This is a genomic window from Thiocapsa sp., from assembly GCF_035467215.1.
Taxonomy (GTDB): Bacteria; Pseudomonadota; Gammaproteobacteria; order Chromatiales; family Chromatiaceae; genus Thiocapsa.
In genome coordinates, this window is the sequence record NZ_DATITZ010000230.1 from 1 (window position 1) to 5,647 (window position 5,647).

6 protein-coding genes and 1 pseudogene are annotated in these 5,647 nt (G+C 65.8%); 6 read left to right on the forward strand and 1 reads right to left on the reverse strand.

Annotated features, from left to right (window positions below):
• The 6 genes and pseudogenes from VLR48_RS13030 to VLR48_RS13050 all read left to right on the forward strand — a co-directional run.
• Nucleotides 1–1,470 (forward strand): AMP-dependent synthetase/ligase (locus VLR48_RS13030; protein WP_325292207.1); only part of this gene is annotated, 1,470 nt, incomplete at its 5' end.
• Nucleotides 1,471–1,650: 180 nt separating this feature from the next.
• The gene (locus tag VLR48_RS13035; protein WP_325292208.1) at nt 1,651–2,358 is read left to right on the forward strand and encodes a TIGR04283 family arsenosugar biosynthesis glycosyltransferase; all 708 of its coding nucleotides are present in this window, start codon (nt 1,651–1,653) and stop codon (nt 2,356–2,358) included.
• A 109-nt stretch (nt 2,359–2,467) separates the two neighbouring features.
• A complete protein-coding gene (locus VLR48_RS13040; RefSeq protein WP_325292209.1) occupies nt 2,468–2,755 on the forward strand; it encodes a hypothetical protein in 288 nt (95 codons plus the stop codon).
• Between the two features lie 236 nt (nt 2,756–2,991).
• Nucleotides 2,992–3,129, forward strand: a pseudogene (locus VLR48_RS20280) (zinc-ribbon domain-containing protein); the annotation flags it as partial.
• A complete protein-coding gene (locus tag VLR48_RS20285) occupies nt 3,113–3,310 on the forward strand; it encodes a putative zinc-binding metallopeptidase (protein WP_414718607.1) in 198 nt (65 codons plus the stop codon). The pseudogene VLR48_RS20280 and the gene VLR48_RS20285, both read left to right, overlap by 17 nt.
• 124 nt (nt 3,311–3,434) lie before the next feature.
• Nucleotides 3,435–4,823, forward strand: a complete 1,389-nt coding sequence (locus VLR48_RS13050; RefSeq protein WP_325292211.1) for a DUF4139 domain-containing protein — start codon at nt 3,435–3,437, stop codon at nt 4,821–4,823.
• A 373-nt stretch (nt 4,824–5,196) separates the two neighbouring features.
• Here VLR48_RS13050 and VLR48_RS13055 read toward each other — a convergent pair.
• Nucleotides 5,197–5,647: hypothetical protein (locus tag VLR48_RS13055; RefSeq protein ID WP_325292212.1), on the reverse strand; the 451-nt coding region annotated here is incomplete at its 5' end.

Genomic DNA, 5,647 nt, shown 5'->3' on the forward strand with positions numbered 1-5,647 from the left:
GGCGTTCGACTCCTGCTGCTGGAGACCGCCGAGCAGCGCGCAGAGCTGTCCGCGATCGATCCGACGCTCGCCGAGCTCAAGCGTCTGCTGGTCCTGGAGCCTGGCGAGACGGCGCTGCCCGAAGGCACGCGGTCGGTCGGCGATTGGCTCGGCGAGGCGCTGACCCCGGCCGATCATCGGCCCGTCGATCGGGTCGACAACCCCGACGCCTTGGCGACCATCGTCTACACCTCCGGCACCACCGGGCATCCCAAAGGCGTGATGCTCAGCCATCGCAACATCCTCTGGAACGCCGAGGCATCGCTCGCGCTGATCCCGGCCAGGGTGGAAGATCGCTTCCTCTCCTTCCTGCCGCTCTCGCACACCCTCGAGCGCACCGCCGGCTGCGTCCTGCCGATCATGGCCGGCTGCAGTGTCGCCTTTGCGCGGTCGATCCCCCAACTGGCCGAGGATCTGCTGCAGATCCGACCGACCGTGATGATCGCGGTCCCGCGCATCTTCGAGCGGGTCCATGCCAAGCTGCGCGAACGCCTCGACGGCGAATCCCCATTGAAACGCCGTCTCTTCGAGCAAGCCGTGAGCACGGGCTGGGCGCGCTTCGAGCACGGCCAGGGCCGAGCGAAATGGCAACCGGGCCTGCTCTCGGCTGCGCTTCTGGATGCCTTGGTCGGTGCCAAGATTCGGGCGCGTTTCGGCGGACGACTGCGGGTTGCGGTCTGCGGCGGCGCACCCCTGGCACCGGACATCGCAAAGGTCTTCATCGGCCTCGGCGTCCCGCTCGTTCAGGGCTACGGACTCACCGAGACCAGTCCCGTCATCAGCGTCAGCCCGCTCGAAGACAACATCCCGGAGAGCGTCGGCCGACCGCTGCCCGGAGTCGAATATCGGATCGGCGATCTGGACGAGCTGATCGTGCGCTCGCCCGGCGTCATGTCCGGCTACTGGAAGCAGCCGCAGGCGACCGCAGAGGTGCTCGATGCCGAGGGTTGGCTCAAGACCGGCGACCAGGTCCGCATCCAGGACGGCCATCTCTTCATCACCGGTCGCATCAAGGACATCCTGGTGCTCGCCAACGGAGAGAAGGTCGCGCCGGCCGATATCGAGCTGGCCATCACCGTCGACCCGCTCTTCGAGCAGGTCCTGGTTATCGGCGAGGGACGCCCCTTCCTGAGCGCACTCGTGGTGGTAAACCCGGATATCTACACGGAGTTGGCAAAGGCCGAAGGACTGCCGGCCGATCCCATGGCCGCCGATGCCGACGGCCGACTGGAGCCCATCCTGCAAAACAGGATCGAGAGTATGCTCACCGGCTTCCCCGGTCATGCCAAGATCCGCCGCGTGGCCTTGGCCGCCTGCCCCTGGTCCATCGAGAACGATCGCATGACCCCCACGATGAAGCTCAAACGCGCGAAGATCTTGGCCGATTATCGCGAGGCGCTCACCCGGCTCTATGTGGGGCACGAGCATTGAGACAGAGCGGGCTTTCAGGTGCGCAAGCGCGCCCAAGCCCTTGCACCTGGTGACGTCGAGGCCCTGTCCGGCGCAAAATCGGCTCACGCCGCCGAGTCGCCGTCTTTTCGTTTTGGCCGGCGACGCTAACGCGCGGTGCGGATGATCCCTTCGAGTCGATCGTCACCAGGCGTTTCCGGAATGAGGCGCATACACCCGATCATCTCCGTCGTTATCCCGACCCTCGACGAGGCCCGGGGCATCGTCGCGCTCCTGAACGAGATCGCACCCGTGCGCGCGGCCGGCGGCGAGATCCTGGTCGTCGACGGGGACAGTCCGGACGACACGGCCCGTATCGCCGCACCCCATGCGGACCGCGTTCTCACTGCGCCGCGCGGCCGCGCCGCCCAGATGAACGCCGGCGCCGCCGCGTCCCGCGGCGATCTCCTCGTCTTTCTGCACGCCGACACGCGAGCACCGATCGAAACACTGCTCCGACTTCCGGACCTGCTCGCGCGCAGCGGGCGATCCTGGGGCCGCTTCGACGTGCGGATCGAAGGTCGCCATCCACTCCTGCGGCTCGTCGCCTGGAGCATGAACCAACGCTCGCGTCTTACCGGGATCGCCACCGGAGATCAGGCGATCTTCGTGGAACGCGCCCTCTTCGAACGCGTCGGCGGTTATCCCGACATCGCCTTGATGGAAGACATCGCACTCTCGCGTCGACTCAAGCGCCGCGGACCACCGCTGTGTGTGCACGATCGCGTCGTCACCTCGGGGCGACGCTGGGAGAGCAAGGGTGTCGTGCGCACGGTCCTGCTGATGTGGTGGTTACGACTGGCCCATGCACTCGGCGCCCATCCGGACAGGCTTTCGCGCATCTACGGGCATCGCTCCCGGCCCGATTGATCCGACCCGATGGCCTCGCCGGACGCGGTTGCTTTCGACACCGGGACGCGGAATACTCCGACCCGCAATCCGTGCATTCCCTGACTAGATCCCGATGGAGGAGATGACAATGATCGACCGAAAAGTTTACATCGAAAAGATGAAGGCCAAGATGGACGAGTGGGACGCGGACATGGAGAAACTGCAGGCCAAGACCGAGAGCGCCCAAGCCGATATGAAGCTGCAATACCAGGAGCAGATGGAGCGGCTGAAGCAACAACAGGACGAAGCCCGCGAGATGCTGAGCAAGATGACCACCGCGAGCGAAGCAGCCTGGGAAGACATGCGCAAGGGCATGGAGAGCGCGTGGGAAGCCACGAGCAAGGCATTCATGGACGCCTTCTCGCGCTTCAAGTAGCCCGAGCGATCGCCTCCGGCGGCCTCGTTCATCCGACCGGCCGCAAGCAACCCCGGCGATCGTCGCGAAGCGCCAACATCCCGGAATCCCGGGACCCCGGGATCGACGACTTGCAGTCGTCCTCTTCCGCCGCCCCGACGGCCAAGGTCGGCTGACGCCGGCGAGATCCCTGTCCGAGTATCCGGGCACGGACCCTCGCGGCATCATCCTATTCAAGGTCTGGAACTACCGCCATCATGAAGACATTCGTCTGTCGGTCTTGCGGTCAGCCGGTCTTCTTCGAAAACACCCGATGCACACGCTGCGGTGCAGCCTTGGGCTTCCTCCCCGATCAGATGCGGCTCTCGGCGCTCGTCGATGCAGGAGACGGGATCTGGACGGCGGCGCCCCCGTCCCCTTCGACCCGCACCCGACCTCCCGGCTTCTTCCGCGATCAACAGCCTGAATCGCAGCACGGGTCAGCAAGACCTTTATCCCTTCGTCCTGCCTCAGCCGGCCATCGACAAGATGGCCTATGTCCACAGGACGATCCGCGCGGCAGCCAAACGGTCTTAGTCGGCGACTGCCGCCGATCACCGATCACGACGAGCACACCATGCCTACGATACCCTCTCTCTTCGGACCCCATCGATCACACTCGACCGTGCCCGTACTCGCCGGCATCACGGCGAGCCTTTTGATGTCCGCTACAATCGGAGCCGCCGTGGATCAGGAACAACGCATCGACGACAACGCCCAAGAGGCGCTCGCGGTCACCATCTACAACGCCGATCTCGCCTTGGTGAAGGACCGCCGACGCGTCACCCTGAACGCCGCGGAGAATCGGCTCGCATGGCGCAACGTCTCCCAACGCATCCGACCCGAGACCGCCCTGCTCGCCGAGACCTCGGGGACACTCTCGGTCAGCCTGCTGGAGCAGAACTTCGACTTCGATCTGCTCACCCCGGAGAGCCTGCTCCGGAAATATGTCGGGCGCACCGTGCAGGCGATCCGCACCAACGACGCGGGTGAGCAGGAGATCGAAGACGCCATCGTCCTCGCCGCGAATCCGGCGCCGGTTCTGCGCTATGCCGATCGGATCGAGACCACCATCGTCGGCCATCTCGCCTTCCCGGACGTGCCGGAGGATCTGCGTGACCAGCCCACGCTCGTTTTGCATCTGAATGCCGCGACCGGCGGCGAAGGTCTATTCGAGCTGTCCTATCTGACCGGCGGACTCGGCTGGAAGGCGGACTATGTCGCCGATCTCTCCGCCGACGGCGAGCAGATGGACATCAACGGATGGGTCACCCTGACCAACCAGAGCGGCATCGCCTATCGCGGTGCTCAGGTGCAGTTGGTGGCAGGGGAGGTCAATCAGGTCGCGCAAGACATGCCGATGCCGATGATGGAACGCGGCATGGTCATGTCGGCCGATGCGGCGATGCCCGAGGAGGAAAGCCTCGATGAGTACCATCTCTACACCCTGCCCCGCCCCACCGACATCCTGAATAACCAGACGAAGCAAGTCGCGCTGCTGAGCGCACCGCGGGTCCCGGTCACGCGCGAGCTCGTCGTGAGCGGACAGGCCTATGCCTATCAGTCCCGCACCTGGGACGGCTGGTCCAAGCTACCCGTCGCCGCCACGCTGCGTTTTGAAAACAAGGACGGCAGCCTCGGCATCCCGCTTCCGAAAGGGATCATGCGCGTCTACGCCAAGGACAGCCGAGGCAATGCCCAATTCGTCGGCGAAGACGCCCTCGACCATACCCCGAAGAACGAGAGCGTCACGCTCGAGCTCGGCGAGAGCTTCGACGTGACCGCACGGCGCCGCCAGACCGAATTCAAGGAGCTCGCCGGCACCAGCGCCTACGACTACGCCTACGAGACCGCGTTCGAGCTGGAGCTGAAGAACGCCAAAGAGACCCCGGTCACCGTCAAGGTCACGGAGCAGATCCCGGGCGACTGGACCCTGCAGAAGGAGAGTCAACCACACACCAAGGAGGCATCGAACCTCGCCTCCTGGCGGCTGGAGGTCCCCGCCGAGGGATCGACCATCCTGAGCTGGCGGGTGCAGGTCAGGTTCTGAGGTCAAAGGCGATGAGCTTCCGAAGATCGCCCATGACCGCGGTTGATTCGACCAACCACACAAGCCTCCGAGGACTCCCGACACCGCGGTGTCACGCAGGCCCTGTGGCGCCCTGCGCCACGTGACGCTATGACCTCAGCAACCGTTCGATAACAAGTGATCCATCTGAGCCCCTCTCCCCTCGCGGGAGAGGGGTTGGGGAGAGGCGGAGAATGAACCGCAATGGCTCAGTGGTTTCTGAACCGTGACTAAGCCCCTCTCCCCTCGCGGGAGAGGGGTTGGGGAGAGGGGGAGAATGAACCGCAATGGCTAAGGTGAGCGCGATGGGCACGCTTTGCTTCGCCCATCCTGCGGCCGGCTGCGCTTGCGCTTGCTATCGGCCGGGTGTGGCCTGCTGGAGCTGGTACGGCTTGTAGGTGCGGGTCACGCCCTGGACCTCCATCTCGATCAGCCGGTAGCGGTGGGTCTCGCCGGGCCGGGCGCCCGGGTCGGCGAGGAGGTACTCCGCACCCATGGGCGCGGCGACGATCGCCGGCAGCAGGTCGCCGTTGATGCGCACCCAACCGTCGGCGGCCTCGCGCTCGACGTAGAAGCCGAGCGTACCGCGCTGCTCGAGCGTGTCCCAGCGCATCACCGCCACCCCGCCGTCGCCGTCCGGGTCGAGGTAGGCGCGCAGGGCGGCCAGGATCGCCTCGCGGTCCGCACCGACGCCCAGGGCCGCGGCCGCGGCCGGATCCCAGGCCTCGAGGAAGCGGCGAAGCTGCTCGGTGCCCAGATCGGCGGCACCCAGCCCGCCGAGGAAGGCGCCCACCCCCATCTCGGAC

Coding starts and splice junctions, on each gene's coding strand:
- VLR48_RS13035 (WP_325292208.1), top strand. CDS start 1,651: ATGAGGCGCATACACCCGATCATCTCCGTCGTTATCCCGACCCTCGAC.
- VLR48_RS13040 (WP_325292209.1), top strand. CDS start 2,468: ATGATCGACCGAAAAGTTTACATCGAAAAGATGAAGGCCAAGATGGAC.
- VLR48_RS20285 (WP_414718607.1), top strand. CDS start 3,113: ATGCAGGAGACGGGATCTGGACGGCGGCGCCCCCGTCCCCTTCGACCC.
- VLR48_RS13050 (WP_325292211.1), top strand. CDS start 3,435: ATGTCCGCTACAATCGGAGCCGCCGTGGATCAGGAACAACGCATCGAC.